This window comes from Paracoccus liaowanqingii, assembly GCF_004683865.2.
GTDB lineage: Bacteria > Pseudomonadota > Alphaproteobacteria > Rhodobacterales > Rhodobacteraceae > Paracoccus > Paracoccus liaowanqingii.
The window spans coordinates 1,507,071-1,531,641 of record NZ_CP038439.1; the positions used below are offsets into that span (position 1 = coordinate 1,507,071).

Consider the following 24,571-nt stretch of genomic DNA (forward strand, 5'->3'; position numbering starts at 1 on the left):
TCAGGTGCGCGTGCGCGACCGTTCGCGCGCGGGCAGCTCTCCGGCATGGTCCAGCGCGCCCGAGGGGGCGGTGGTGCGCTCGGTCTGACCCATGCCGCCCTTGCCGGGATCGGCGTCGGGATCGTTGGGATGGATCGCGCCGCCATCCTCGACCATCGGGTTGGTCCGGTCGGCCTCGGCCTTCAGCTGCATCGCCTTTTCGGCCAACTCGGTCTGGCTGGCCCCGTCGCTGCCCCCCGCATCGCGGCGGTCGCGTTCCTCGGTGGCGCGGTCCAGCGCGGCGGTCAGATATTCCGCCTTGCTGCGCGTGCCCTCGTTGCCCCCGGCCGAGGTCTTGCCCGAAGGGCTGACCTTGCCACGCGCCTCGCGGCCCTGACGGGCGGCGATGTCACGGGCGCGGTTGCGGCGCACCCTCAGCAGGCCGATCAGGTCGGACAGGTCCTTGTCCGACAGCTGGCCCAGGGCGGGCTGTCGGCTTTGATTGGCGAATCCCAGTTCTTCCTGGCTCAGGGCCCGCTGTTCTTCGGGGGTGGCGGTCATGTGGTCGGTCATCGGTGCCTCCGGTTTGTGCGTCACTTGCGAATCCAACGTGGGCAGGCAGCGGGGGTTCCGCGGGCACAGCCTTGCCGCCCCCTGCGGCAAAAGCGTTTTCCCAGACTTGAATATCGCTTTTTTCGCGGCTATGGCTGTGCTGGTATCACGCGGTCCCCTTCAAGTTGCGCGTGTCGATTCCTTTTCGCGTAACCGTGAGCTTTGCACATGACCCTTGCCAACCAGACCCCGATCCCCGAGCTGTATGTCTCGGACGCCGCCGCCGCCGCGCTCAAGGACGATGCGGGGCAGATGCCCAGCTGGGACCTGACGCCCCGCCAGATCTGCGATCTGGAGCTGCTGATGAACGGCGGCTTCAACCCGCTGAAGGGCTTCCTGACCGAGGCCGACTACAACGGCGTCGTCCATGACATGCGGCTGGAATCGGGCGCGCTGTGGCCGATGCCCATCACGCTGGACGTCTCCGAGAAATTCGCCGAGGGCCTGCCCGCCGGCACCGACATCGCGCTGCGCGATCAGGAAGGCGTGATCCTGGCGATCATGTCGGTCACGGACAAATGGGTGCCGAACAAGGCGCTTGAGGCCGAGAAGGTCTTCGGCGCCGACGATCTGGCCCATCCGGCGGTCAACTACCTGCACAACACCGCGGGCCCGGTCTATCTGGGTGGCCCGGTCAAGGGTCTGCAGACGCCGACGCATTACGACTTCCGCGCCCGTCGCAACACGCCGAACGAGCTGCGCGCCTTCTTCAAGAAGCTGGGCTGGACCCGGGTCGTGGCCTTCCAGACGCGCAACCCGCTGCACCGCGCGCATCAGGAACTGACCTTCCGCGCCGCCCGCGAGGCGCAGGCCAACCTGCTGATCCACCCGGTCGTCGGCATGACCAAGCCGGGCGACGTGGACCACTTCACCCGCGTGCGCTGCTACGAGGCGGTGCTGGACAAGTATCCGGCCGCGACCACCAACCTGTCGCTGCTGAACCTGGCGATGCGCATGGCGGGCCCGCGCGAGGCGGTCTGGCACGGCCTGATCCGCGCCAATCACGGCGTGACGCATTTCATCGTCGGCCGCGATCATGCCGGTCCCGGCAAGAACAGCGAAGGCAAGGACTTCTACGGTCCCTATGATGCCCAGACCCTGTTCACCCAGTACAAGGACGAGATCGGCGTCGAGATGGTCGACTTCAAGCACATGGTCTATGTGCAGGAGAAGGCCAGCTATTTCCCCGCCGACGAGATCCCCGAGGGCTCGACCGTGCTGGACATCAGCGGCACCGAACTGCGCCGCCGCCTGCGCGAGGGCCTGGACATTCCCGAATGGTTCAGCTTCCCCGAGGTCGTGCAGCAGCTGCGCCGCACCTCGCCGCCGCGCGCCCAGCAGGGCTTCACGGTGTTCTTCACCGGCCTGTCGGGCTCGGGCAAGTCGACCGTCGCCAACGCGCTGATGGTCAAGCTGATGGAGATGGGCGGGCGTCCCGTGTCGCTGCTGGACGGCGACGTGGTCAGGAAGCACCTGTCCTCGGAACTGGGCTTCTCGAAGGAGCATCGCGACATCAACATCAAGCGGATCGGCTATGTCGCGTCCGAGATCACCAAGAACGGCGGCATCGCGATCTGCGCGCCGATCGCGCCCTATACCGCGACCCGCCGCGCCGTGCGCGAGATGGTCGAGGCGGGTGGTGCCTTCGTCGAGGTCCATATCTCGACGCCCATCGAGGAATGCGAGCGCCGCGACCGCAAGGGCCTGTACAAGCTGGCCCGCGAAGGCAAGATCAAGGAATTCACCGGGATCTCGGATCCCTATGAAGAGCCGAAGAATGCCGAGCTGGTCGTCGACACCAGCGACATCGACGTGGACGGCGCCGCCCACCAGGTGCTGCTGAAGCTGGAAAGCATGGGCCTGATCGGCCTCAGCTGATCGCCCCTGCCACCCTTGGAACGGCCCCGGCACCCTGCCGGGGCCGTTTCGCGTTTGTCCCGAGGCGCGCGGAACCCGCCCCGCCGCCCGAAGGTTCGACCCCCGGCCGATCCCGCCGTGAAGGATATCCCCCATGACCCTCTCTTCAGCCGCGCCCCGGGGCGTGAACCCCTGGGCCGCGACCGTGCTGCTGCTGATGGGCAACTTCATGAACCTGATCAATGTCAGCATCGTCAACGTGGCGCTGCCCTCGATCCGCGCCGACCTGAACGCGACCGAGACGCAGATCGAATGGGTCTCGGCTGCCTATGTGCTGGCCTTCGCGGTCGGGCTGCTGCCCTGCGGGCGGTTCGGGGACAAGCTGGGGCGCAAGCGGCTGTTCCTGTCGGGGGTGGGGCTGTTCACGCTGGCCTCGGTCCTGTGCGGGCTGGCGCCGGGCATCTGGGTGCTGATCGCGGCGCGGGCCCTGCAGGGGATCGGCGGCGCGATGATGGTGCCGCAGGTCATGGCGATCATGCATGTGCTGTTCCCGCCCGAGCAGAAGGCCAAGGCCTTCGCGCTGGCGGGCTTCGTGGTCAGCCTGGGGGCGGTCAGCGGGCCGCTGCTGGGCGGGCTGCTGATCACCGCCGACATCCAGGGGCTGGGCTGGCGGCCGATCTTCCTGGTGAACCTGCCCATCGGCCTGCTGGTCGTGCTGGGCGGCCTGCGGCTGATCCCGACCATGTCGTCTGATCGCGATATGGCCATCGACTGGCGCGGCGTCGCGCTGTTCGCAGCCGCCATCACGCTGGTCGTGCTGCCGGTGATCGAGGGGCCGCTGCTGGGCTGGCCGTGGTGGTCGCTGGTGGCACTGGCCATGGCTGCGCCCGTGGGCTGGCTGTTCTGGCGCCGCCAGCAGGCGCTGGAGCGGGCGGGGCGCGAGCAGCTGCTGCCCGTGCAGCTGTTGCGCGACCGGGGCTATCTGTCCGGCGTCATCGTGGTGATGATGCACTTCTCGGCCATTCCGGGGATGTTCCTGATCCTGGCGATCTATCTGCAGACGGGCTTCGGACTGACCCCCCTGCATTCCGGGCTGGCCACGGCGCCCTTTCCCTTGGGCGTGATGCTGGGCAGTTGGGTGACGGCGCGCTTCGGGATCCGCGCCATGACCCGGCGCATCGCGATGGGTGCGGGAATCATGCTGGTCGGCATGATCTGGCTGCGCCACGCGGCAGGCCATCCGCCCGCCGACCTGCACCTGTGGACGCTGGCCGCGCCGCTGGCGCTGAACGGCTTCGGAATGGGGCTGGCGATCTCGCCGCTGTTCCAGATGGTGCTGCGCGACGTGCCAGGGCCGATGGCGGGGGCGGCGACCGGGGGGATGCAGGCCTTTCAGCAGGTCGGCGCGGCCATCGGCATCGCCGTCGCCTCCAGCCTGTTCTTCGTGCATCTGCGGGTGACGGACGACTATCCCGCAGCGCTGGCGCAGGCGCTGACCTATCAGATCTGCGTCTTCGCCGCGATCCTGACGCTGCTGGCGATCCGGTCCCGCGCGGTGCGCCGCGCGCGGGTGCCCGGATGAGCGGCTGGCGATCCTCGCTGGAGGTCTGGGACCTGGCGACGGGCCGCGCCCGGGTGATCCTGCGGACCGACCGCCTGATCGAGGCGCCGAACTGGCACCCCGAGGGCTGGTTCCTGGTCAATGCCGAGGGGCGGCTGTGGCGCGCGGACGGGGCGGGGCTGCAGCTGATCAACACCGGCTGCCCCGAGCGGTGCAACAACGACCACGGCATCCTGCCCGACGGGCGCATCGTGTTCTCGGCCCATGACGGCATGGGGGCCGGCATCCATATCTTGGACGGGGCGCAGCTGCGGACCCTGCCGCTGCCCCGGCCCAGCTGGTGGCACGGCGCCACCGCAAAGCGGCTGGTCTATGCCTGCGCGCGGGGTGGCGACCGGGTGGTGCGGATCGCCAGCAGCGACCTGCAGGGCGGGGACGAGAGGGTCCTGACCCCCGGCGTCGCCCATCATGACGGGCCGGATGTCAGCCCCTGCGGCACCTGGATCTGGTTCAATTCGGATGCGACAGGCCATGCGCAGATCTGGCGCATGCCCGCCGACGGATTAGAGGCCGCACCGGTCTTTCATGACGAGAATGTGAACTGGTTTCCCCATCCCTCACCCTGCGGCCGCCACGTGATCTGGCTGGCCTATGCACCGGGGACCAAGGAACATCCGCGTGACCGCCCCGTATCGATCCGCATCATGCGGCCGGACGGGACGGGGCGAAGAACGCTGCTGGATCTGTGGGGTGGGCAGGGCACGATGAACGTGCCCTGCTGGGCACCGGACGGAGGCGCCTTCGCCTTCGTCCGCTACGCGCCCGTCGATCAGTGAACGCTGACCGGCGTCATCTCGTTCTGTCGGGCCAAGGTGAAGGCCAGGCTGCGATCCTGCACCAAGGCCAGCCGCTCGCCCTCGGCGTCATGGACGGCATAGACGTCACGACCCTCGGGCAGCTGCTCGCGGATGTCGCGGGGCAGGGTGGCGATGGCCACCTTGCGGATGTAGACGGTTTGCGCGACGTCCACGTCGCCGAAATCGTATTTGCTATTCAAGACGATCCCCTTCCTTGCGGCTGATGGGAATGGTTCGGACGACCTGATGCGGGGTGACCCGTCGCAGATCGATATGCAGAAGGCCGTTGTCCAGACCGGCGCCTGTCACCTCAACGCCGTCGGCCAGCACGAAGTTGCGCTGAAAAGCGCGGGCCGCGATCCCGCGATGCAGAAAGACGCGGTTGTCCTCGCCCCCCGGCTGGCGGCCCCGGATGACCAGCTGACGGTCCTCGGTCGTGATCGCCAGGTCCTCCTCGGCAAATCCGGCCACCGCCAAGGTGATGCGGAACCCGTCGGGCGGCATGTGTTCGATGTTGAAGGGGGGATAGGCCTCGGCCCCCTTTGCGGCGCGCTCGGCCAGCCGTTCCAGCTGGTCGAAGCCCAGAAGATAGGGGTGGGACCCCAAGGACATCTTTGTCATCTCAGCCCTTTGCATTGCAGCGACTGCGTGGCGCAGGTCCCGTAACCAAGTGGCAACCTGCATCATGTATATATGAGAAGCTGCGCGGCTTTTTGCAAGAACTGCATGACGTGCAACCCCACCAAAGCCTCCGAATGTCGCACGGGGGCAGTTAACACAGGCCCCGCGCCACGCTATAGTCGGCCCCACCGGCATCGACAGCCCGAGAGCATCCAAGATGAACATGCAGCATTCGATGACCCACGACGACATCGCCCGCACCCGCCTCGAGGCGCTGCGCTGCGAGCATCGCGACCTGGACGAGGCGATCGCGGCCCTGCAGGGACAGCAGCTGACCTCGTCCCTGGCCCTGCAGCGGCTGAAGAAGCAGAAGCTGTCGCTGAAGGACCGCATCGCCCGGCTGGAGGACGAGCTGACCCCCGACATCATCGCCTGATTGAAGGCCGCGCCCCCCCGCGCTATGCGGGACCCGGCAAGGATCAATGGGGGCCGCGATGGACGAACCGGTGGGAATCATCATGGGCAGCCAGTCCGACTGGCCGACCCTGCGCGAGGCGGCGGATGTGCTGGACCAGCTGGGCATCCCTTGGCACGCGCGCATCGTCAGCGCCCATCGCACCCCCGACCGGCTGTGGGACTATGGCCGGTCCGCCGTGGATCGCGGGCTGCGCGTCATCATCGCGGGCGCGGGCGGGGCGGCGCATCTGCCCGGCATGATGGCCAGCAAGACGCGGATCCCGGTGATCGGCGTGCCGGTCCAGACCAAGGCCCTGTCGGGGGTCGATTCGCTCTATTCCATCGTGCAGATGCCCAAGGGCTATCCGGTGGCGACCATGGCCATCGGGGCGGCGGGCGCCGCCAATGCCGGGCTGATGGCCGCCGCCATCCTGGCGTTGTCCGATCCGTCGCTGGCGCAGCGGCTGGACGACTGGCGCGCGGCGCTGACGGCCTCGATCCCCGAGGAGCCGGTCGATGAGTGAGACCCGCACCCTCGGCATCCTGGGCGGCGGCCAGCTGGGCCGCATGATCTCGGTCGCGGCCAGCCGCCTCGGGCTGCGCTGCCACATCTACGAGCCGGGCGCCGCGCCCGCGGGCGACGTCGCCTGGCGCGTGACGACGGCCTCCTACGAGGACGAGGCCGCCCTGCGCGCCTTTGCCGCCTCTGTCGATGTCATCACCTATGAATTCGAGAACGTGCCGACCAGTGCGCTGGACCTGCTGGAAAGCCTGGCGCCCATCCGCCCGAACCGCCGTGCGCTGGCCGTCTCGCAGGACCGGCTGACGGAGAAGGCCTTCCTGAACCAGATCGGCCTGGCCACCGCCCCCTTCGCCGATGTCCCGGATGCGGGCGCGCTGGACGCGGCCATCGCTGAGATCGGGCGCCCCTCGATCCTCAAGACCCGGCGCATGGGCTATGACGGCAAGGGCCAGGTCCGCATCGGGGACGGCCCCGCCGACTGGACCGGCGCGCCCTCGGTGCTGGAGGGGTTCATCGACTTTTCGGCCGAGATCAGCGTCATCGTCGCGCGCGGCGCGGACGGGCAGGTGGCGGCCTTCGATCCGGGCCTGAACGTCCACCGGGACGGCATCCTGCGCACCACCACCGTGCCCTGCGGCCTGGCCGGGGCGGTCACGACCGACGCCGTGCTGATCGCCGCCCGCATCGCCACCGCGCTGGACTATGTGGGTGTCATGGGGGTCGAGCTGTTCGTCACGCCCCACGGCCTGATCGTGAACGAGATCGCCCCGCGCGTGCACAATTCCGGCCACTGGACGCAGGCGGGCTGCGCGGTCGACCAGTTCGAACAGCATGTCCGCGCCGTGGCGGGCCTGCCCTTGGGCGACGGCCGCCGCCATGCCGATGTGGTGATGGAGAACCTGATCGGCGCCGACATGGACCGCGTGCCCGAACTGCTGGCCCAGCCCCGCACCCAGGTCCATCTCTATGGCAAGGGCGAGGCGCGTCCGGGCCGCAAGATGGGCCATGTGAACCGGATCACCGGCTGATGCCCCCCCGCCTCGCGGTCCGGGCGGCGATCCTGCATCGGGACCGGGTGCTGGTGGTGAATGCCTGGCCCGGCCAGCGCTCGGACCTGTGGTGCCTGCCCGGCGGCGGGGTCGAGCCCGGCCAGTCCCTGCCCGACACGCTGGTCCGCGAGGTGGCCGAGGAAACCGGCCTGCAGGTCACCCCCGGCGCCCCCTTCCTGATCAACGAGTTCCACGACCCCGCATCCGGCTTCCACCAGGTCGAGATCCACTTCCGCGCGACCCTGACCGGCCCCGACCTGATTATCCTTACCGACCCCGAGGGCATCGTGAACCGCGCCCGGTGGGTGACCCGGATGGACCTCGCGCAGCTGCGCCACAAGCCCGACAGCCTCGGCGCGGCCATCTGGAGCGGCGGCGACGCCCATTACGACCCGCTCGAGACGATCGTCTTCTGAACGAACCCCACCATCTTCATCTTGGCAAAAATATCCCGCGGGGGGTCCGGGGGGCGCGAAGCCCCCCGGCGGTCGCGGAACGCAATCCTACTCGGCGGCCTGCTTGACCGCCGTTTCCGAGCCCACCTTCATGCGGAAGCCGCGCTCCAGCTGGTCGAAGGGTGCCACCGGGTAGTCGCCCGAGAAGCAGGCGTCGCAATATTGCGGGCAGGTCTTGCTGCGCCCTTCGGCCTCGCCCACCGCGCGATACAGCCCGTCCAGCGAGACGAAGGACAGGCTGTCCACGCCGATCCATTCGCGCATCTCGTCGGGGGTCATGTTGGCGGCCAGCAGCTTGTCGCGGTCGGGCGTGTCGACGCCGTAGAAGCAGGGCCAGGCGGTGGGGGGGGAAGCGATGCGGAAATGCACCTCGGCCGCACCCGCATCCAAGATCATGTCCTTGATCTTGCGGCTGGTCGTGCCGCGCACCACGCTGTCATCGACCAGCACCACGCGCTTGCCCGCGATCAGGGCGCGGTTCACGTTCAGCTTCAGCCGGACGCCCATGTTGCGGATCTGCTCGGAGGGCTCGATGAAGGTCCGGCCCATGTACTGGTTGCGGATGATCCCCATGCCGTAGGGGATCCCCGATTCCTGCGCATAGCCGATGGCGGCGGGGGTGCCGCTGTCGGGGACCGGGCAGACCAGATCGGCCTCGACCGGGGCCTCGCGGGCCAGCTCCACGCCGATCTGGCGGCGGGTCTCGTAGACGGACCGCCCGCCGATGATCGAATCGGGGCGCGAGAAATAGACATGCTCGAAGATGCAGAAGCGGCCCGTGGACGGCCCGAAGGGGCGCGAGCTCTCGATCTTGCCCTTCGAGATGACGACCATCTCGCCCGGCTCGACCTCGCGCAAGAACTCGGCGCCGATGATGTCCAGCGCGCAGGTCTCGGAGGCCAGCACATAGCCGTCCTCGCCCACCCGGCCCACGACCAGCGGGCGCACGCCAAGCGCGTCGCGCACGCCGATCAGCTTGGTGCGGGTCATCGCGATGACCGAGAACGCGCCCTCGACGCGGCGCAGGGCGTCCTTCATCCGCTCGGGAATGTTGCGCTGGATGGACCGCGCCATCAGGTGGATGATGCATTCGCTGTCCGACGAGGACTGGAAGATCGAGCCGCGCTCGATCAGCTCGCGGCGCAGCGCGGCGGCATTGGTGATGTTGCCGTTATGCGCGATCGCGCAGCCGCCCATGTGGAACTCTCCGAAGAAGGGCTGCACGTCGCGGATCGCGGTATTGGCCTTGGTCCCGGCGGTCGAATAGCGGACATGGCCGATGGCCAAGGGTCCGGGCAGGGTCGACATCAGCTCGGGCTTGGTGAAGTTGTCGCGGACATAGCCGAAGCGATGGGCGCTGTTGAAGCCGTGTTCGGGGTCGTGGGTGACGATGCCGCCGGCCTCCTGGCCCCGATGCTGCAGCGCGTGCAGGCCAAGGGCCACGAAGTTCGATGCATCCAGGACGCCGATGGCGCCGAAGATCCCGCATTCTTCGTGAAGACGGTCCGAATCGAACGGATGGGCCAGGAATGGTTGCATCAGCGCGGACCTCGATGGCTGGGGGCTGTCCTGCGCTATGTAGGACCGAAGGCCCCCGAAGTCACGCCCCCGCGGTCGGGCGGGGGCGCTTTTTCGTCATCCGCCCGTCATGCGGGCGGACCTGCGCGCGCTCAGTTGACCGCGGGCGTGGTGGGGGTGGCGGGGGTCACCGGAACCGCGTCGGCGGTGCAGGCGGCGACCATCTGCTCGTAGCGGCTGACGATCCAGCCCGGGGCATCGGCGGGGATCTGTTCGTCCATCTGGCCGCGCACGCGCTCGAACACCTGGGCCGAGCGCGAATTGTCGACCACCTCGACGCTCTGGCTTGTCATCACGCGGTCATGGACGATGAAGGCGATGGCCACCAGCAGGATGCCGCGCGCCACGCCGAACAGGAACCCCATGCCCTGGTCGACCCCGCCCAAGGCGGATCGCTGCACGACCGAGGAGAAAAGCGGCGTGATGATCGAGAAGATCACCAGCGCCAGCGCGAAGACCACCGCGAAACCTGCGATTGTTGCCAGTTCGCAACTGTCGCCCAGAAAGCGATCCAGCACGGGCAGCTGCGCCACCATCGGCCGCACCGTCGGCGCGAACAGGAAGGCCAGGATGGCCGCCGCGATCCAGCCCAGGATCGCCAGCGATTCGCGCACGAACCCCCGCGACCAGGCCAGAATTGCCGACAGGATGATGACCCCTGCCACCACCGCGTCGATGATCGTAAATCCGTCCATTACCTGCCCTTTGCGCCGGTTGTCCCTGTTCTGCGGGCGGCCTCAGCCGGCGCCGAACACCTCGCCCACGAAGCCCGTCAGGTCGGTGATGCGCCGCAAAGTCATGCCGCCCGTGCCCTCGACCCTAGAGGCGTCCGGCAAAATCGCTTGTGAAAAACCAAGTTTTTGCGCCTCTTTCAACCTGTTTTCGGCCTGCGCGACCGGACGAAGCGCACCGGACAGGCTGATTTCGCCGAAAAGCACCGCCTCGGGCGGCAGGGGCGTGTCCTCGCGGGCCGACAGAAGCGCGCCCGCGATGGCCAGGTCGGCGGCGGGTTCGGCCACCTTCATGCCGCCCGCCACGTTCAGGAACACGTCGAGCCCCGCGAAGGGGATGCCGCAGCGCGCCTCCAGCACCGCCAGGATGGTGCTGACGCGGCCCGAATCCAGCCCCACCACCGTCCGGCGCGGGCTGGACAGGGTCGAGGGCGCGACCAGCGCCTGCACCTCGGTCAGGACCGGGCGGGTGCCCTCGATCCCGGCAAAGACCGCGCTGCCGGCGATGGGCTGGCCGCGCTCGGACAGAAACAGTGCCGAGGGGTTGGCGACCTCGGCCAGGCCCGCGCCGGTCATCTCGAAGACGCCGATCTCGCCCGAGGGGCCGAAGCGGTTCTTCACGCTGCGTAGGATGCGGAACTGGTGGCCGCGCTCGCCCTCGAAATAAAGGACGCAGTCGACCATGTGCTCGACCACGCGGGGGCCGGCGATCTGGCCGTCCTTGGTCACATGGCCGACCAGGATCACCGCGACGCCGCGCTTCTTGGCGAAGGTGACCAGTTCATGTGCCGCGGCGCGGACCTGGGCCACGCTGCCTGGTGCTGCCTCGACCGTGTCCGACCACAGCGTCTGGATCGAATCGATCACCGCCACGTCGGGGCGCTCGGCGTCCAGCGTCGTCAGGATGTCGCGCAGGTTCGTCTCGGCACCGAGGCGCATCGGCGCATCTGCCAGGCCGAGGCGCTGCGCGCGCATGCGGACCTGGGCCGAGGCCTCCTCGCCCGAGAAATAGATGGCCTGCAGCCCGGTGCGCGAGAAGGCGGCGGCCGCCTGCAGCATCAGGGTGGACTTGCCGATGCCCGGATCGCCGCCGACCAGCAGCGCCGATCCGGGGACGAGGCCGCCCCCCAGCACGCGGTCCAGCTCGACCATGCCCGACAGGCTGCGCGGCGGCGGCGGTTCGGTCGTGGACAGCGCCGAGAGCGGCACGGCCCGGCCCTTGGCGGCGCCCAGGCCCCGGCCCGGGCCCTGCGACAGGGGCGCTTCCTCGACGATGGTGTTCCAGGCGCCGCAGGCCTCGCAGCGCCCGGCCCATTTCTTGTGGGCGGCGCCGCAGGCGGTGCAGGTGAAGGCGGTGACGGGTTTGGCCATGCCCCCCTGTCGCACCGGGGGGCAGCCGTCGCAAGTTGGATATTTGCGTGAAGAAGAGGGGCTCACGGCAATGTCGGCTTGAAATCCCGGCAGGGCGGGGTCAGGGTCCGCTTCGATTTTTCAGGGGTTTGGACCATGACGCTCGGCTTCTCGCGCTTCGAATTCCTCATCGCCTGGCGCTACCTTCGGGCACGCCGCGCCGAGGGCGGGGTCAGCGTGATGACCTGGATCAGCCTGATCGGCATCGCGCTTGGGGTGATGGCGCTGATCGCCACGCTTGCGGTGCGGGCCGGATTCCGGGCCGAGTTCGTGGACACGATCCTGGGCGCCAATGCGCATACGACGGTCTATGTCTCACCGCAGCGGATCACCAACGAGTTCACCGACGACGTCTATGTGGTGCCGGGGCGGATCGCGGATTACGACGCGATGGCCGCGCGGCTGGCCGAGGTGCCGGGCGTCACCCGCACCGCCGCCATCGTCAAGGGCCAGGTCATGGCCAGCGCCAACGACAGCTCGAACGTGGCCGAGGTGTTCGGCGTCGCCCGCAGCGATCTGGAGGCGATGCCGCGCATCGTGGACCCCGCCACCTCCGAGGGGGATCTGGAGCGGTTCGACGAGGGCATCGCCATCGGGTCTGGCATCGCGCGGGAACTGGGCGTGGGCGTGGGCGACCGCATCCGCCTGATCGCGCCCGAGGGGGCGCGCACGGCCTTCGGCACCACGCCGCGCGTCAGCGCCTACGAGGTGACTTATGTCTTCAGCGCCGGGCGCTATGACATCGACCGCACGCGCATCTACATGCCGCTGGCCGAGGCGCAGTCCTATTTCAATCGCGAGGGGGTGGCCGACGAGATCGAGGTCTTCGTGAACGATCCCGAGCGCGTGGCGGACTGGACACTGGCGCTGATGCAGGCGGCGGGCGAGGGGGCGCAGACCTGGTCCTGGCGCGACAGTTCGGGGTCGTTCCTGTCGGCCCTGGACATGGAGGATGACGTGATGTTCGTCATCCTGTCGGTGCTGGTGCTGATCGCCTCGATGAACATCACCTCGGGCCTCATCATGCTGGTCAAGAACAAGGGCCGCGACATCGGCATCCTGCGGACCATGGGGCTGACCGAGGGGTCGGTGCTGCGGGTGTTCTTCCTCTGCGGGGCCTTCACGGGGATCCTGGGGACGCTGGCCGGGGTGGTGCTGGGCGTCCTGCTGGCGCTGAACGTCGACACGATCATGGCGGGCCTGAACGCGCTGACCGGAGGGGGCGCGTGGCAGCCCGAGGTGCGCGGCATCTATCGCCTGCCGGCCGAGCTGCGTGCGTGGGACATCTTCCGCGCGATGGGACTGTCGCTGGTCCTGTCCTTCGTGGTCACGATCTTTCCGGCGCGCCGGGCCGCGCGCATGAACCCGGTGGAGGCGCTGCGCTATGAATGACGTGTTGCGGCTGGAGGGCGTGGGCAAGACCTATGCCGCCGACGGGCCCGCGCCGGTCACCGTGCTGGCCGGGCTGGACCTGAGCGTGGCGCGGGGCGAGGTGGTGGCGCTGGTCGCGCCCTCGGGGGCCGGGAAATCGACGCTGCTGCATATCGCGGGGCTTCTGGACACGCCCGACACTGGCCGGGTCTGGCTGGCCGGGCGCGACATGACCGGGCTGCCCGACCGGGCGCGGACCGAGGCGCGGCGGCGCGAGCTGGGCTTCGTCTATCAGTTCCACCATCTGCTGCCCGAATTCAGCGCCGCCGAGAACATCGTGCTGCCACAGCTGGCCGACGGGGTCGCGTCGCGCGTGGCGCAGGCCCGGGCCGCCGACCTGCTGGGCCGCGTGGGCCTGAGCCACCGCGCCGATCACCGACCCGCGCAGATGTCGGGGGGCGAGCAGCAGCGCGTGGCCTTCTGCCGGGCCTTGGCCAATGCGCCCGCGCTGCTGCTGGCGGACGAGCCCACGGGGAACCTGGATCCCGAGACCTCGGACAAGGTCTTCGACGTGCTGATGACCTTGGTGCGCGAGACGGGCCTGTCGGCGCTGATCGCCACGCACAACCATGCGCTGGCCGCGCGGATGGACCGGGTGGTGCGGCTGACCGCCGCCTGATCGTTGCGCGCGCGGTCGCCAGGGTGCATGCTGGGCCAAAGCAACAAGCAAGGCGGGGCAGCGATGCGGGCAGTGATGATGGCGGGCGGCATGGGACTGGCCATGGCCGGGCTGGTGGCGGCCTGTGCGCCCGAGGCGCAGCCGCGCGGCGCGGCGCGCGATTATGCCGAGAATTGCGTGGTCTGCCACGGTCCCGCCGGGCGCGGCAACGGGCCCGCCGCCGTGGGCATGACCCCGGCGCCAAGCGATCTGACAATGCTGGCGGCGTCGAATGGCGGGGTCTTTCCCAAGACTCGGGTGATGGGCCAGCTGGTCGGCTACACGATGGGCCGCAGCGACTCCCACATGCCGGTCTTCGAGGCGCTGCGCGAGGGGCCGGTGGTCATGTATGATGATGGCTCGGGGCAGCGGGTGGCGACGCCGGCGCGACTGGTCGCGCTGGCCGATTACCTGCAGACGCTGCAGCGCTGAGGCGTCAGCGGATCACCACGCGGGGGGTGGCGGTCTGCGGGCCGACCTCTCCGATGACGGCGGCGCTGCCGAAGCCGTGGCGGGCGAAAGCGGCGCGGACCTGATCCAGCGCCTGCGGGGCACAGGCCACCAGCAGGCCGCCGCTGGTCTGAGGATCGCTGAGCAGCGCGCGGGCGTCGTCGCCAAAGCCTTGGGGCAGGGCCACCCCATCGCTGTAGCTGGCCCAGTTGCGGCCCGAGGCGCCGGTCACATGGCCGGCCGCGATCAGCGCGTCGATGCCGGGCAGCCGCGGCACGGCAAACCAGTCGATGCTCAGGTCGCAGCCCGATCCGCGCGCCATCTCCAGCGCGTGACCGCCCAGGCCAAAGCCCGTCACGTCGGTCATCGCATGGACGCCGGGGATCGCCGCCAGGTCGGGGCCGGGGCGGTTCAGCAGCGTCGTGACCTCGATCATCCGCCCATAGCCATCCGCGTCCAGCGCGCCCTTCTTCAGCGCGGCGGACATGACGCCCACGCCCAGGGGCTTGCCCAGCACCAGCAGATCGCCCGGCTGCGCGTCGGCATTACGCTTGAGCAGCGCCGGATCGATCAGGCCGAGCGCCACGAGGCCGTAGATGGGCTCGACCGAATCGATGGTGTGTCCGCCCGCGATGGGGATGCCCGCCTCGCGGCAGATGGAGGCGCCGCCGTCCAGCACGCGGGCGATCGTCTCGGGCGACAGCACGTTGATGGGCATGCCGACCACGGCCAGCGCGAAGATCGGCGTGGCGCCCATCGCATAGACGTCGCTGATCGCGTTCGTCGCGGCGATGCGGCCGAAATCGTAGGGGTCGTCCACGACCGGCATGAAGAAGTCGGTGGTGGCGACCAGGGCCTGGGTATCGTTCAGGCGCCAGACTGCGGCATCGTCCGAGGTCTCGATCCCCACCAGCAGCTCGGGCGGGACGGGCAGGGCGGCGCTGCCGCGCAGCAGTCCCGACAGCACGCCCGGCGCGATCTTGCAGCCGCAGCCGCCGCCATGGGCCAGCGAGGTCAGGCGGGGTTCGGGGGCGGTCTGGGTCATGGCTGTCTCCGGCTTGCGTGGCGTGAACCTTACCGCAGGCGGGACGGGATGTTCCAGACGGCCCGGCCGCTATCTACTTGCAGGTCCGGGGCTGCGCGACTAGAACGGCTCAAATTTTCAGGCCGCCGAAGGATCGGTGGCCCTTCTTTCTATGAGGGTGATGATGCAGGTCAAGGAAACGCAGAACGACGGTCTGAAGCGCGGATATCAGTTCACGCTGCCCGCGGCCGACCTGGCCGCCGCCGTCGATGCCAAGCTGAAAGAGGCGCAGCCCGAGGTCGAGATGAAGGGCTTTCGCAAGGGCAAGGTGCCCATGGCGATGCTGAAGAAGCAGTTCGGCCCCCGGATCCTGGGCGAGGCCATGCAGGACGCCATCGACGGCGCGCTGCGCGACCACCTGGAAGGCTCGGGCGACCGCCCCGCCGCCCAGCCCAAGGTCGAGATGGACAATGGCGACGGCTGGAAAGAGGGCGACGATGTCGTCGTCAACGTCACCTACGAGACGCTGCCCACGATCCCCGAGGTCGATCTGACCACGCTGTCGCTGGAAAAGCTGACCGTCCCCGCCGAAGAGGCCGCCGTGACCGAGGCGCTGGAGAACCTGGCGAAATCCTCGCAGGCCTTCGAGGACCGCGAGGCCGGTAGCGCCGCCGAAAACGGTGACCAGATCACCATCGACTTCAAGGGCTTCGTCGACGGCGAGGCGTTCGAGGGCGGCGAGGCCGAGGACTATCCCCTGGTCCTGGGCTCGAACAGCTTCATCCCGGGCTTCGAGGACCAGCTGGTCGGCGCCAAGGCCGAGGACGACCTGAAGGTCGAGGTGAGCTTCCCCGAGGAATACGGCGCGCCACACCTGGCCGGCAAGGCCGCGACCTTCGAGTGCAAGGTCAAGTCGGTGAAGGCCCCGAAGGAGGCCCAGATCGACGACGAGCTGGCCAAGAAGTTCGGCGCCGAGGATCTGGACGGTCTGAAGAAGCAGATCACCGAGCGTCTGGAGGCCGAATATGCCGGCGCCGCGCGTCAGGTGATGAAGCGCTCGCTGCTGGATCAGCTGGACCAGAAAGTCAAGTTCGACCTGCCCGAATCGCTGGTCGAGGCCGAGGCCAGCCAGATCGCGCATCAGCTGTGGCACGAGGAGAACCCCGAGGTTCAGGGCCACAACCACGACGCCATCGAGCCCACCGACGAGCACAAGTCCCTGGCCGAGCGCCGCGTGCGCCTTGGTCTGCTGCTGGCCGAGATCGGCCAGAAGGCCGAGGTGACCGTCACCGACCAGGAGATGACCCAGGCCGTGCTGCGCGCCGCCCGTCAGTATCCGGGCCAGGAACGCGCCTTCTTCGAGTTCGTCCAGAAGAACCAGGGTGCCCAGCAGCAGCTGCGCGCGCCGATCTTCGAGGACAAGGTCGTCGACCTGATCGCCGAGCAGGCGAAGGTCGAGGAAAAGACCGTGACCAAGGAAGAGCTGGAAAAGGCCGTCGAGGCGCTGGACGAGCTGTGATCCCGGCACAGTGACGAAAAGGGGCCGCACCTTCGGGTGCGGCCTTTTTCATGTCCGGGGCCTTTGTCCGGCGCGTCGGGTCGGGTGGCGGGGGCCGGATGCCTCCGGCGGGGATATTTCTGCCAAGATGAAGGTGGAAGGTGCCTTAGCCGCCGACGGGGCGGCGGGCGCCGATCAGGCGGGTGACGCCACGGTCGCGGCTGAGGCGGACGGCGTTCCGGCCGGGCGCGGGCAGGGACAGGACCGCCTCGCGCAGGACGGTGATCGCATCCTCGCTGCTGCGGGGCAGGTCGCCCGGCGCGATGGGGGTGCCGATGGTGACCCGGTAGGGCTGGCGGGTCTTGTTCAGAACCTCGTTGAACAGGGTCACGTCGCGCAGCGTCGGGTGCATCTTGTCGAGGAAATAGAACAGGAGCGAGTTGCGGGCGCGGATCCGCAGCGGGATCACCGGCAGGTCGAACTTGCGCGCGATCATCGCGGCGCTGGCCATCCAGGGACGTTCGGTCAGCGTCAGTCCGTGGCGCTTGGCCAGACGGCCCGAGGGGAAGATGAGCCCGAGCCGCCCGGCCCCGATCGCGTCGCGGGTATAGTCCATCGTCGCCCGCGTCTTGGCATGGCTGCGCTTCTCGGGGCGCCATTCGACCGGGGCGATCATCTCGATCATCTGGGGCAGCACGCGGATCATGTCGTGATTGGCATAGATGAACAGGTCGTCGCGCAGCTGCGAGATGACCGCATTGAGAAAGATCCCGTCCGCGATGCCCGTGGGATGGTTGGCCACGATCAGCGCCGGGCCGGTCGCGGGGATATGCTCCAGCCCCTCGACCTGCAGGTCTTGCACGATCATGTCGCTCATCCGGCGGAAGATCTCGGTGGGTGGCATGTCGCGGAACTGGGTGCCCAGGTCGACGGTCCGGGGATAGCGCAGCAGGTGCATCATCGTCCATTTGGCCAGACGATGATGCGGACGGCCCGAAAAGAGCCAAGGCGCGCGTTCGGCGATCAGCGGATCCAGCCGCGCCTGCATCTCGGCGCGTGCGTCCATGAGCGTGCTCATCCCCGGTTTCCCCCTCACCGTCCGGCCGCGATCATGCGCGACACCATCTCGCGCGTGTTCCGGCTCAAACCCTCGAGAGCGGCGATCCGTTCCAAGGCGGCGCGGGCATGGGCGCGGCGGTCGGGGTCGTAGCGCGGCCAGGTCTCGAAGGCAGTGGACATGCGCGCGGCGATCTGCGGGTTGGCGGCATCCATGCGGATCAGCCAGTCGGCGGTGAAGTCATAGCCCGCGCCGTCGGCCGCGTGAAAGCCTGCATGGTTGCCCGCCAGCCCGCCCAGAAGCGCGCGGAAGCGGTTGGGGTTCTTCCAGTCGAAGTCGCGGCGCGTGGCCAGATCGCGGGCCACGGCCACCGCCCGGCCGGGCGGGGCGGCCATGACCTGCACGGCGAACCACTTGTCCATCACCAGCCGGTTGTCGCCGAACTCGGCCTCCAGCACCTTCAGCGCGGGGCCTGCGCGGCCAAGCCGGACCAGCACGGCCAGCGCAGCCATGCGCTCGGTCATGTTCGAGGCGACGCCGAAGAGGATCTGCGCCCGCTCTCCGCCGTCGATGCGGGCCAGAAGGCCCAGGACGGCGATGCGCAGCGACCGGCGCGCGGCCGAGGCCGCGTCGGGCGAATAGGCGCCGGGCACGGTCATCGCGTCGTAGAGGCCGGTCAGCAGGTCCTGATGGGCCAGCGCGATGCGGCGGGCCAGATCGCCGCGCGCCGCATGGATGGCGTCGGGATCGGGGGTGGATCCTTGGGCGGCAAGGCGGGTGGCGATCTCCTCCTCGCCGGGCAGGGTCAGGCAGAGGGCGCGGAAGGCCGGATCGGCGGCCTCGTCGCCCAGCAGCGCGCCGATGGCGTCGATATAGGCCTGCGCCGCCTCATCGCCGCGGGTCAGGGCCGACAGGGCCAGCTCGCGCCCGGCTTCCCACCGCGCGAAGGGGTCGGTGTCATGGGCCAGCAGGAAGGCGCGGGTGGCGTCGTCCATCTGCCGCGTCAGCATCACCGGGGCCGAGAAGCCGCGCAGGGCCGAGACGACGGGGCGGGCGCCCAAACCCTTGAAGGTGAAGGTCTGGCGGGGCTCGGTCATCTCCAGCACGCGGGTGGGGGCGACCTCGTCGCCATCCGGGCCGATCAGGCCCACCGCGATGGGGATGACGCGGGCGGGCTTATCGGGCTGGCCGGGCGTGGGCTTCGTCGACTGCGCGAAGGTCAGGGTCAGGGTGCCGTCCTGCCAGTCCTCGGCCATCTCCAGCACCGGGGTGCCCGCGTCGGTGTACCAGAGCTTGAACTGCGTCAGGTCGCGGCCGGTCGCATCCTCGAAGACCTTCAGCCAGTCCTCGATCGTGGCCGCGTCGCCATCATGGCGGGTGAAATACAGATCCAGCGCGCGGGCATAGGCCTCGTCTCCGACCAGACGCTTCAGCATGCCGATGACCTCGGCGCCCTTCTCGTAGACGGTGGCGGTGTAGAAGTTGTTGATCTCCTCGTACCGGTCGGGGCGCGGGGGATGGGCCAGCGGGCCCTGATCCTCGCGGAACTGGCGGGCGCGCAGGGTCTGCACGTCCTCGATCCGTTTCACGGCGGCCGAGCGCAGGTCGGAGGTGAACTGCTGGTCGCGAAAGACCGTCAGGCCCTCCTTCAGGCACAGCTGGAACCAGTCGCGGCAGGTGATGCGGTTGCCGGTCCAGTTGTGGAAATATTCATGCGCGATCACCGCCTCGATCCGCTCGTAATCCAGATCGGTCGCGGTATCGGGCGAGGCCAGCACCAGTTTCGAGTTGAAGATGTTCAACCCCTTGTTTTCCATGGCCCCCATGTTGAAATCATCGACGGCGACGATGTTGAACACGTCCAGATCGTATTCGCGGCCATAGACATCCTCGTCCCACCGCATCGACTTGATCAGGCTTTCCATCGCGAAGCCCGCGCGGTCCTGATTGCCGGGGCGCACCCAGACATTCAACGCGACCTCGCGGCCCGAGCGGGTGGTGAAGCGGTCGGAAACCGCCACCAGATCGCCCGCGACCAGCGCGAAGAGATAGCTGGGCTTGGGCCAGGGGTCGTGCCACTCGGCCACGCCGCCCGCCTCGCTGACCGGGTTTCCGTTCGACAGCAGCACCGGCAGGTCGCTGCGCAGGGTGACGCGAAAGACCGTCATCACGTCGGGGCGGTCGGGATAGAAGGTGATGTGGCGAAAGCCCTCGGCCTCGCACTGGGTGCAGAAGATGCCGCCGGACAGATAGAGCCCCTCGAAGGCGGTGTTGTCCTCGGGGTCGATCGCGACCTCGGTCTCCAGCGTGAAGGGCGCGCGGGGCAGGGCGGCGGCGGCGATGGTCAGGCGTTCGTCGTCGCGGGTGACATGGGCGGGGTCGGGGGCCTGCCCGTCGATGGTCAGCGCGCGCAGCCGCAGGCCCGCGCCGCCGTCCAGGACCAGGTCGGACGGGGCATCGGGATCGCGGGGCGCCAGGTCCAAGGCGGCCCGGACGATGGTTCCGCGCCCCGCCAGCGTCAGGTCCAGCCGGGTCTCGGACAGCAGGAAGGGCCAAGGCCGATAATCTGCAAGGTGCTGGACGGGCTGCAGTTTTGGGGCGGACATGGGCGGCTGCCTCTCGTGAAAAAACCGGTCCGGGGCGGAACCCGGGCCTGACACCGGTGTTAATCGCCTGAACGCCGGCTCGCAAGCCGCGGCGTCCGGCCTTGGCGGTTGACAGCCCATGGGACCCGCGCCACAGCAGAGCGATGCAACCCGGTCCCAAGACAGTCCGAACTGGAGGCTTCCATGAGCTATGATCCCAACGATCCGAACCGCCCGAAACCCGGCGTGGATCACAAGGAAACCTATGTCGAGCCGGTCGAGCGCAAGTCCTCGGCGCTGCCGCTGATCATCGGCGTGCTGCTGGCTCTGGCGCTGGCCTATTTCGTGCTGCAGCGGTTCATGGCCGATGACACGACCATCGTCGAAGGCGACACCACCACCGTGACGACGACCGAGGACGCGCCCGAGCCCGTCGAGGCGCCCGCCGTCGTGGCCGTGCCCGATGCCGAGCCCGACACCGCCGAGATCGAGGCCGAAGCCGCCGCCGACAACGCCGCGGCCGATGCCGAGGCGGCTGCCGAAAGTGCGGCCGAAGCCGCCGATGACGCGGCCGATGCCACCGGTTCGGCCGTCGAGAGCGGTGTGGAAGCGGCAGGCGAGGCAGCCTCGAACGCCGCCGATGCGGCCTCGGACGCGGCCAGCGATGCGGCCGACGCGGTCGAGGATGCCGTGACCGTCGACGAGCCCGCCACCGAGGTCGAGACCCCGGCGCCGGTTGTGACGCCGGAACCCGCCGAGACCCCGGATGCCGTCGAGACCGAGACCGGGACGACCACGGTTCCGATCGAGCCCGTCACCGAAGCCCCGGCAACCACGGCCCCCGAGGCCGACGCCGCGAATGACACCACGACCACGCCCGCACCGGCCAACTAAACGGTCCAGATTTTGGCAGGACGGCCCGGATGCACCAGCATCCGGGCCGTTTTCATGTGCGCCGCGCATGAAGCCGCAATCCGGACGCGACGTCGGCCTTCGGTCTGGTTCGTCGCGGCCGTACCTTGTGAAACATTCTTGCCCGATGTTAAGTGTCGGGCAATGAGACGATCCACAAGATGCGGGGGGCATTGGAAGCCATGAAGATTGGCGCTTTGAAAGAGAGCTTCGAGGGTGAGGCCCGCGTGGCGATCACGCCCGGCTCTGCGGGGCATCTGGGCAAGCTGGGGCACGAGGTTCTGGTCGAGAGCGGCGCAGGCGCGCGCGCCGGGTTTTCCGACGACGAGTACCGCCGCGCGGGCGTGACGGTCTGCGCGACGCCGGCCGAACTGATCGGGGCGGTCGATGTGCTGGCCAAGGTGCGGCCCGCGACCGAGGCCGAGATCGGCCAGATGCGCGAAGGGCAGACGCTGATCTCGTTCTTCTATCCCGGGCAGAGCGCGGACCTGCTGGCGCGCGCCAAGGATCAGGGCATCACCGCCATCGCGATGGACATGGTGCCCCGCATCAGCCGCGCGCAGAAGATGGACGCGCTCTCCTCGATGGCCAATATCGCGGGCTACCGCGCGGTGATCGAGGCCGCGAACAATTTCGGACGCTTCTTCACAGGGCAGGTGACGGCGGCGGGCAAGGTGCCCCCGGCCAAGGTGCTGGTCGTGGGCGCGGGCGTCGCCGGTCTGGCGGCCATCGGCACATCCGTGTCGCTTGGCGCCCAGGTCCATGCCTTCGACGTGCGCCCCGAGGTCTCCGAGCAGATCGAATCGATGGGCGCCGAGTTCGTCTATCTGGAATTCGACGAGCCCGCGCAGGACGGCGCCGCGACGGGCGGCTATGCCGCGCCCTCGTCCCCGGAATTCCGCGAGAAGCAGCTGGCACGGTTCCGCGAACTGGCCCCGCAGATGGACATCGTCATCACCACGGCGCTGATCCCGGGACGCGACGCGCCCAAGCTGTGGACCGCCGACATGGTGGCGATGATGAAGCCCGGCAGCGTCATCATCGACCTGGCCGCCGAGAAGGGCGGCAATTGCGAGCTGACCGTCCCGGACCAGCGGATCGTGTCCAACAATGGCGTCGTGATCGTCGGCTATACCGATTTCCCTTCGCGCATGGGCGCGCAGGCCTCCGAGCTTTATGGCAACAACATCCGCCATTTCCTGCACGACCTGACCCCCAAGAAGGACGGCGTGATCCATCACAACATGGAGGATGACGTGATCCGGGGCGCCACCGTCGCCCATGACCACGACATCACCTGGCCGCCCCCGCCGCCCAAGATCGCGGCCATCGCGGCGCAGAAGCCCAAGGAAAAGAAGAAGGACCTGACCCCGGATCAGCGCCGCGCCGCCGAGGCCGCGGCCTTCAAGGCCGACACCGCCAGCCAGATCAAGCTGCTGCTGGGCGGCGGTCTGGTGGTGCTGCTGATCGGGCTGGTCGCGCCCGCCAGCTTCATGTCGCATTTCATTGTCTTCGTGCTGGCCTGCTTCGTCGGCTTCCGGGTCATCTGGAACGTCGCGCATTCGCTGCACACGCCGCTGATGGCCATCACCAACGCGATCAGCTCGATCATCATTCTGGGCGCGCTGATGCAGATCGGCTCGGGCTCGGGCTGGGTCATGGTGCTGGGCGCGCTGGCGGTGCTGATGGCGTCGGTCAACATCTTCGGTGGCTTCATGGTCACCCGGCGCATGCTTGCCATGTTCCAGAAGTCGTAAGGGGTCGGGACAATGGAATACGGATTCACCACTGCGGCCTATGTGGTCGCCTCGGTCCTGTTCATCCTGTCGCTTGGCGGGCTGTCGGGACAGGAAAGCGCCAAGCGCGCCATCTGGTACGGCATCGTCGGCATGGCGCTGGCGGTGCTGGCCACGCTGTTCGGCCCCGGCGCGGGCAACTGGTTCCTGTCGCTGGTCATGATCGCCTTGGGCGGCACCGGCGGCTGGATCGTCGCCAAGCGCGTCCAGATGACCGAGATGCCGCAACTGGTCGCCGCCATGCATTCGCTGGTGGGCCTGGCCGCGGTCTTCGTGGGCTTTAACGCGCAGATCGAACTGGGCCGCGTGATGCGCGCCGCCGCCAGCGAGGTCCCGGTGATCTTCACGGGCTTCGCCGCCCTGCTGGCCAGCCGGACCCCGGCCGAGATCGCCATGCTGAAGATCGAGGTCTTCCTGGGCATCTTCATCGGCGCGGTGACCTTCACCGGGTCGGTCGTGGCCTTCGCCAAACTGTCGGGCCGCGTCGACGGCAAGCCCAAGAAGCTGCCGGGCGGGCACATGCTGAACGCGGGCGCCCTGGGCCTGTCGATCCTGCTGGGCATCCTCTACTTCACCGGCGTCGGCCCCGCGATTCTTTGGCTGATCGTCATCACCCTGCTGGCGTTCTTCATCGGCTATCACCTGATCATGGGCATCGGCGGCGCCGACATGCCGGTCGTGGTGTCGATGCTGAACAGCTATTCGGGCTGGGCAGCGGCGGCCATCGGCTTCACGCTTGGCAACGACCTGCTGATCGTGACGGGCGCGCTGGTGGGCTCGTCGGGCGCGATCCTGTCCTACATCATGTGCAAGGCGATGAACCGCAACTTCGTCAGCGTGATCCTGGGCGGCTTCGGCGGCGAGACGGGACCGGCGGCGGCGATCGAGGGCGAGCAGATCGCCATCGATGCCGACGGAGTGGCCTCGGCGCTGAACGAGGCCGACAGCGTGGTCATCGTGCCGGGTTACGGCATGGCGGTGGCGCAGGCGCAGGGCGCGGTCAGCGAGCTGACCCGCAAGCTGCGCGCGGCCGGAAAGACCGTGCGCTTCGCGATCCACCCGGTCGCGGGCCGTCTGCCCGGGCACATGAACGTGCTTCTGGCCGAGGCCAAGGTGCCCTATGACATCGTGCTGGAGATGGACGAGATCAACGAGGATTTCCCCTCGACCGACGTCGTCATCATCATCGGCTCGAATGACATCGTGAATCCGGCGGCGCAGGACGATCCGAACAGCCCCATCGCCGGGATGCCGGTCCTCGAGGTCTGGCGCGCCAAGCAGGTCTTCGTGTCCAAGCGCGGGCAGGGCACCGGCTATAGCGGCATCGAGAACCCGCTGTTCTTCAAGGACAACACCCGGATGTTCTATGGCGACGCCAAGGACAGCATCAACAAGCTGCTGCCCATGATCGACTGACCCCCAAGGGGTCGACGGACAGGCCCGCCGGATCAGGTCCGGCGGGCCTTTTGCT

At 68.6% G+C, this 24,571-nt stretch carries 23 protein-coding genes; 14 read left to right on the plus strand and 9 right to left on the minus strand.

Features of this window, described 5'->3' with window-relative positions; translation table 11 throughout:
* Complete coding sequence (locus tag E4191_RS07225; RefSeq protein ID WP_135312815.1) at positions 1 to 552, minus strand: hypothetical protein; 552 nt, start codon at positions 550 to 552, stop codon at positions 1 to 3.
* Between the two features lie 207 nt (positions 553 to 759).
* Here E4191_RS07225 and E4191_RS07230 point away from each other — a divergent pair, with 207 nt between their 5' ends.
* The 3 genes from E4191_RS07230 to E4191_RS07240 all read left to right on the plus strand — a co-directional run bounded on the left by E4191_RS07230 (position 760) and on the right by E4191_RS07240 (position 4,845).
* Positions 760 to 2,469: a bifunctional sulfate adenylyltransferase/adenylylsulfate kinase gene (locus E4191_RS07230; protein WP_135312816.1), complete on the plus strand. Its 1,710-nt coding sequence runs from the start codon at positions 760 to 762 to the stop codon at positions 2,467 to 2,469.
* Between the two features lie 133 nt (positions 2,470 to 2,602).
* Entirely contained in the window at positions 2,603 to 4,030 is a 1,428-nt protein-coding gene (locus E4191_RS07235; protein ID WP_135312817.1) for an MFS transporter, read from the plus strand.
* Positions 4,027 to 4,845, plus strand: coding sequence for a TolB family protein (locus tag E4191_RS07240; RefSeq protein ID WP_135312818.1), 819 nt, complete (start codon positions 4,027 to 4,029; stop codon positions 4,843 to 4,845). Before E4191_RS07235 ends, E4191_RS07240 begins: the two co-directional genes overlap by 4 nt.
* On the opposite strand, the gene E4191_RS07245 is transcribed toward E4191_RS07240, so the two are convergent.
* Positions 4,839 to 5,066, minus strand: coding sequence for a DUF1150 family protein (locus tag E4191_RS07245; RefSeq protein WP_135312819.1), 228 nt, complete (start codon positions 5,064 to 5,066; stop codon positions 4,839 to 4,841). The two genes, E4191_RS07240 and E4191_RS07245, sit on opposite strands and share 7 nt — an antisense overlap.
* Positions 5,059 to 5,487, minus strand: coding sequence for an Hsp20 family protein (locus tag E4191_RS07250; RefSeq protein WP_135312820.1), 429 nt, complete (start codon positions 5,485 to 5,487; stop codon positions 5,059 to 5,061). Before E4191_RS07250 ends, E4191_RS07245 begins: the two co-directional genes overlap by 8 nt.
* 217 nt (positions 5,488 to 5,704) lie before the next feature.
* Between E4191_RS07250 and E4191_RS07255 the strand changes: the two genes are divergently transcribed.
* The 4 genes from E4191_RS07255 to E4191_RS07270 are packed head-to-tail and all read left to right on the plus strand — an operon-like array spanning position 5,705 to position 7,931.
* Positions 5,705 to 5,923, plus strand: a complete 219-nt coding sequence (locus tag E4191_RS07255; RefSeq protein ID WP_135312821.1) for a YdcH family protein — start codon at positions 5,705 to 5,707, stop codon at positions 5,921 to 5,923.
* A gap of 58 nt (positions 5,924 to 5,981) precedes the next feature.
* Complete coding sequence (purE, locus tag E4191_RS07260; protein WP_135312822.1) at positions 5,982 to 6,467, plus strand: 5-(carboxyamino)imidazole ribonucleotide mutase; 486 nt, start codon at positions 5,982 to 5,984, stop codon at positions 6,465 to 6,467.
* Positions 6,460 to 7,494 carry a 5-(carboxyamino)imidazole ribonucleotide synthase gene (locus tag E4191_RS07265; protein ID WP_135312823.1) on the plus strand — a complete coding sequence of 345 codons (1,035 nt, stop codon included), beginning with the start codon at positions 6,460 to 6,462 and terminating at the stop codon, positions 7,492 to 7,494. The genes purE and E4191_RS07265 overlap by 8 nt, the downstream gene beginning before the upstream one ends.
* Complete coding sequence (locus E4191_RS07270; RefSeq protein WP_135312824.1) at positions 7,494 to 7,931, plus strand: NUDIX domain-containing protein; 438 nt, start codon at positions 7,494 to 7,496, stop codon at positions 7,929 to 7,931. Before E4191_RS07265 ends, E4191_RS07270 begins: the two co-directional genes overlap by 1 nt.
* 87 nt (positions 7,932 to 8,018) lie before the next feature.
* Here E4191_RS07270 and purF read toward each other — a convergent pair whose 3' ends face one another.
* The 3 genes from purF to radA form a co-directional block, all read right to left on the minus strand.
* Positions 8,019 to 9,509: an amidophosphoribosyltransferase gene (gene purF, locus E4191_RS07275; protein ID WP_135312825.1), complete on the minus strand. Its 1,491-nt coding sequence runs from the start codon at positions 9,507 to 9,509 to the stop codon at positions 8,019 to 8,021.
* A 131-nt stretch (positions 9,510 to 9,640) separates the two neighbouring features.
* Complete coding sequence (locus E4191_RS07280) at positions 9,641 to 10,243, minus strand: CvpA family protein (RefSeq protein WP_135312826.1); 603 nt, start codon at positions 10,241 to 10,243, stop codon at positions 9,641 to 9,643.
* A gap of 42 nt (positions 10,244 to 10,285) precedes the next feature.
* A complete protein-coding gene (radA, locus tag E4191_RS07285; RefSeq protein WP_135312827.1) occupies positions 10,286 to 11,650 on the minus strand; it encodes a DNA repair protein RadA in 1,365 nt (454 codons plus the stop codon).
* A gap of 135 nt (positions 11,651 to 11,785) precedes the next feature.
* Here radA and E4191_RS07290 point away from each other — a divergent pair, with 135 nt between their 5' ends.
* The 3 genes from E4191_RS07290 (at position 11,786) to E4191_RS07300 (ending at position 14,210) form a co-directional block, all read left to right on the plus strand.
* Positions 11,786 to 13,081 carry a lipoprotein-releasing ABC transporter permease subunit gene (locus E4191_RS07290; protein WP_135312828.1) on the plus strand — a complete coding sequence of 432 codons (1,296 nt, stop codon included), beginning with the start codon at positions 11,786 to 11,788 and terminating at the stop codon, positions 13,079 to 13,081.
* A complete protein-coding gene (locus E4191_RS07295) occupies positions 13,074 to 13,739 on the plus strand; it encodes an ABC transporter ATP-binding protein (RefSeq protein WP_176562651.1) in 666 nt (221 codons plus the stop codon). Before E4191_RS07290 ends, E4191_RS07295 begins: the two co-directional genes overlap by 8 nt.
* A gap of 63 nt (positions 13,740 to 13,802) precedes the next feature.
* A complete protein-coding gene (locus E4191_RS07300; RefSeq protein ID WP_135312829.1) occupies positions 13,803 to 14,210 on the plus strand; it encodes a c-type cytochrome in 408 nt (135 codons plus the stop codon).
* Between the two features lie 4 nt (positions 14,211 to 14,214).
* On the opposite strand, the gene selD is transcribed toward E4191_RS07300, so the two are convergent.
* Positions 14,215 to 15,273, minus strand: coding sequence for a selenide, water dikinase SelD (selD, locus tag E4191_RS07305; protein WP_135312830.1), 1,059 nt, complete (start codon positions 15,271 to 15,273; stop codon positions 14,215 to 14,217).
* 163 nt (positions 15,274 to 15,436) lie between these two features.
* On the opposite strand from selD, the gene tig reads away from it, so the two are divergent.
* Positions 15,437 to 16,771: a trigger factor gene (gene tig, locus E4191_RS07310; protein ID WP_135314367.1), complete on the plus strand. Its 1,335-nt coding sequence runs from the start codon at positions 15,437 to 15,439 to the stop codon at positions 16,769 to 16,771.
* A gap of 145 nt (positions 16,772 to 16,916) precedes the next feature.
* On the opposite strand, the gene E4191_RS07315 is transcribed toward tig, so the two are convergent.
* Complete coding sequence (locus tag E4191_RS07315; protein WP_228461634.1) at positions 16,917 to 17,828, minus strand: 1-acyl-sn-glycerol-3-phosphate acyltransferase; 912 nt, start codon at positions 17,826 to 17,828, stop codon at positions 16,917 to 16,919.
* Between the two features lie 14 nt (positions 17,829 to 17,842).
* Positions 17,843 to 20,413 carry an aminopeptidase N gene (pepN, locus tag E4191_RS07320; protein ID WP_135312831.1) on the minus strand — a complete coding sequence of 857 codons (2,571 nt, stop codon included), beginning with the start codon at positions 20,411 to 20,413 and terminating at the stop codon, positions 17,843 to 17,845.
* Between the two features lie 183 nt (positions 20,414 to 20,596).
* Between pepN and E4191_RS07325 the strand changes: the two genes are divergently transcribed.
* The 3 genes from E4191_RS07325 to E4191_RS07340 all read left to right on the plus strand — a co-directional run bounded on the left by E4191_RS07325 (position 20,597) and on the right by E4191_RS07340 (position 24,516).
* Positions 20,597 to 21,286: a hypothetical protein gene (locus E4191_RS07325; RefSeq protein WP_176562652.1), complete on the plus strand. Its 690-nt coding sequence runs from the start codon at positions 20,597 to 20,599 to the stop codon at positions 21,284 to 21,286.
* Between the two features lie 200 nt (positions 21,287 to 21,486).
* Positions 21,487 to 23,061: a Re/Si-specific NAD(P)(+) transhydrogenase subunit alpha gene (locus E4191_RS07335; RefSeq protein ID WP_135312833.1), complete on the plus strand. Its 1,575-nt coding sequence runs from the start codon at positions 21,487 to 21,489 to the stop codon at positions 23,059 to 23,061.
* A gap of 12 nt (positions 23,062 to 23,073) precedes the next feature.
* Entirely contained in the window at positions 23,074 to 24,516 is a 1,443-nt protein-coding gene (locus E4191_RS07340; protein WP_135312834.1) for an NAD(P)(+) transhydrogenase (Re/Si-specific) subunit beta, read from the plus strand.
* Positions 24,517 to 24,571 lie beyond the last annotated feature (55 nt).

Bases quoted from the DNA above. Each gene is read 5' to 3' on its own strand.
- E4191_RS07225 (WP_135312815.1), bottom strand. From the start codon at position 552: ATGACCGACCACATGACCGCCACCCCCGAAGAACAGCGGGCCCTGAGC.
- E4191_RS07230 (WP_135312816.1), top strand. From the start codon at position 760: ATGACCCTTGCCAACCAGACCCCGATCCCCGAGCTGTATGTCTCGGAC.
- E4191_RS07235 (WP_135312817.1), top strand. From the start codon at position 2,603: ATGACCCTCTCTTCAGCCGCGCCCCGGGGCGTGAACCCCTGGGCCGCG.
- E4191_RS07240 (WP_135312818.1), top strand. From the start codon at position 4,027: ATGAGCGGCTGGCGATCCTCGCTGGAGGTCTGGGACCTGGCGACGGGC.
- E4191_RS07250 (WP_135312820.1), bottom strand. From the start codon at position 5,487: ATGACAAAGATGTCCTTGGGGTCCCACCCCTATCTTCTGGGCTTCGAC.
- E4191_RS07255 (WP_135312821.1), top strand. From the start codon at position 5,705: ATGAACATGCAGCATTCGATGACCCACGACGACATCGCCCGCACCCGC.
- purE (WP_135312822.1), top strand. From the start codon at position 5,982: ATGGACGAACCGGTGGGAATCATCATGGGCAGCCAGTCCGACTGGCCG.
- E4191_RS07265 (WP_135312823.1), top strand. From the start codon at position 6,460: ATGAGTGAGACCCGCACCCTCGGCATCCTGGGCGGCGGCCAGCTGGGC.
- E4191_RS07270 (WP_135312824.1), top strand. From the start codon at position 7,494: ATGCCCCCCCGCCTCGCGGTCCGGGCGGCGATCCTGCATCGGGACCGG.
- purF (WP_135312825.1), bottom strand. From the start codon at position 9,509: ATGCAACCATTCCTGGCCCATCCGTTCGATTCGGACCGTCTTCACGAA.
- E4191_RS07280 (WP_135312826.1), bottom strand. From the start codon at position 10,243: ATGGACGGATTTACGATCATCGACGCGGTGGTGGCAGGGGTCATCATC.
- radA (WP_135312827.1), bottom strand. From the start codon at position 11,650: ATGGCCAAACCCGTCACCGCCTTCACCTGCACCGCCTGCGGCGCCGCC.
- E4191_RS07290 (WP_135312828.1), top strand. From the start codon at position 11,786: ATGACGCTCGGCTTCTCGCGCTTCGAATTCCTCATCGCCTGGCGCTAC.
- E4191_RS07295 (WP_176562651.1), top strand. From the start codon at position 13,074: ATGAATGACGTGTTGCGGCTGGAGGGCGTGGGCAAGACCTATGCCGCC.
- E4191_RS07300 (WP_135312829.1), top strand. From the start codon at position 13,803: ATGCGGGCAGTGATGATGGCGGGCGGCATGGGACTGGCCATGGCCGGG.
- selD (WP_135312830.1), bottom strand. From the start codon at position 15,273: ATGACCCAGACCGCCCCCGAACCCCGCCTGACCTCGCTGGCCCATGGC.
- tig (WP_135314367.1), top strand. From the start codon at position 15,437: ATGCAGGTCAAGGAAACGCAGAACGACGGTCTGAAGCGCGGATATCAG.
- E4191_RS07315 (WP_228461634.1), bottom strand. From the start codon at position 17,828: ATGAGCACGCTCATGGACGCACGCGCCGAGATGCAGGCGCGGCTGGAT.
- pepN (WP_135312831.1), bottom strand. From the start codon at position 20,413: ATGTCCGCCCCAAAACTGCAGCCCGTCCAGCACCTTGCAGATTATCGG.
- E4191_RS07325 (WP_176562652.1), top strand. From the start codon at position 20,597: ATGAGCTATGATCCCAACGATCCGAACCGCCCGAAACCCGGCGTGGAT.
- E4191_RS07335 (WP_135312833.1), top strand. From the start codon at position 21,487: ATGAAGATTGGCGCTTTGAAAGAGAGCTTCGAGGGTGAGGCCCGCGTG.
- E4191_RS07340 (WP_135312834.1), top strand. From the start codon at position 23,074: ATGGAATACGGATTCACCACTGCGGCCTATGTGGTCGCCTCGGTCCTG.